This window comes from Rhodanobacter thiooxydans LCS2 (genome assembly GCF_000264375.1).
Lineage (GTDB): Bacteria > Pseudomonadota > Gammaproteobacteria > Xanthomonadales > Rhodanobacteraceae > Rhodanobacter > Rhodanobacter thiooxydans.
On record NZ_AJXW01000030.1, the window covers coordinates 1 to 1,256 of the forward strand.

Annotated in this window: 1 protein-coding gene; it reads right to left on the bottom strand. The window is 63.9% G+C overall.

From position 1 onward, the window contains the following. Positions 1-40: 40 nt before the first annotated feature. Positions 41-1,191, bottom strand: a protein-coding gene (locus tag UUA_RS06875) for an IS3 family transposase (protein WP_202946896.1) whose coding sequence is annotated in 2 segments (ribosomal slippage) — positions 41-921 and positions 921-1,191 — 1,152 coding nt in all. Because the reading frame shifts where the segments join, the coding sequence is not laid out codon by codon here. Between the last annotated feature and the right edge of the window lie 65 nt (positions 1,192-1,256).

Consider the following 1,256-nt stretch of genomic DNA (forward strand, 5'->3'; position numbering starts at 1 on the left):
TGTAGTGGTCAAGTATTTTCGGACACGCTGATAGGGCGGTTCAGGCTGCAGCCGCCTTTTCGTAGTCGTTGGGCGAGCGGTAGCCGAGTGTGGAGTGCAGCCGGATGGGGTTGTAGAAGTTGACGAGGTAGTCGGTGATGTCGTTGACCGCCTCGGCGTGGTTGGCGTAGTTGCGCTGCCAGACGCGTTCCATCTTGAGATTCAGGAAGAAGCGTTCCATGACGGCGTTGTCCCAGCAGTTGCCCTTGCGACTCATGCTGGCGACCAGTCCGTGTTCGGCCAGCAGCGAGCGATGGGCTTCGCTGGCGTACTGGCTGCCGCGGTCGGAGTGCATCAGCAGCCCCGGTTGGGGTTGGCGTGCGGCGATGGCCATCTGCAAGGCCGCACAGACCAGTTCGGCCGGCATGCTCGGCGCCATGGCCCAGCCGACGATCTTGCGTGAGAACAGGTCGATCACCGCCGCCAGGTAGAGCCAGCCGCTGCGGGTGCGGATGTAGGTGATGTCTGCCGCCCAGGCCCGGTCAACAGCCGCGGGCTGGAATTGACGATCGAGCACGTTGTCCGCCACTGGCAGTGCATGCGCGCTGTTGGTGGTGGCGGTGAACTTGCGTTTCCAGCGTGCGCGCAAGCCATGGTGCTTCATCAGGCGACGCACGCGGTGGCGACCGAGCGTCAGCCCCTGCGTGCGCAAGGCCGCACACAGCCGCCGACTGCCGTAGTTGCCGCCACTGGCCGCGAACGCCGCCTGCAGGTGGACGCCGGTTGCGCAGATCGCCGGCGTAGCGTGCCAGCGCCGGCGCGCGGCGTAGAACCCCGAGCGACTGACCTCGAGTACACGGCACAGCTGGGTCAGCTCGGCCTTCTCTTGCCACTGATCGATCATGCGGTAGATCACTTCAGTTCCCGGGCAAAGAAGGCCGATGCTTTTTTTAGCAAGTCGTTGTCCTCGCGCAAGCGTCGGTTCTCGACTTCCAATTGACGAATGCGCTGTTGCTCGGCCGTCAGCGGCTTGCCGATGCCGGGGCCGCCGCTCTGCTCGGCGGCGTACTGGGCCAGCCAGCGGCGAACCGCGCTGTCCACCAGGTTCATGTCGCGGCACACCTGCCCGACGCTCACGCCCTGGTCTCGAATCATCTGGACCACCTGCAGCTTGAACGTGGCATCGAAGGTCCGGCGGGTGGATAGGTTCATGTCTTTTCGTCCTCGTTGGGGGAAATCATCCCTTATCGAGGTGTCCGAAAGCATTAGACCAGTAC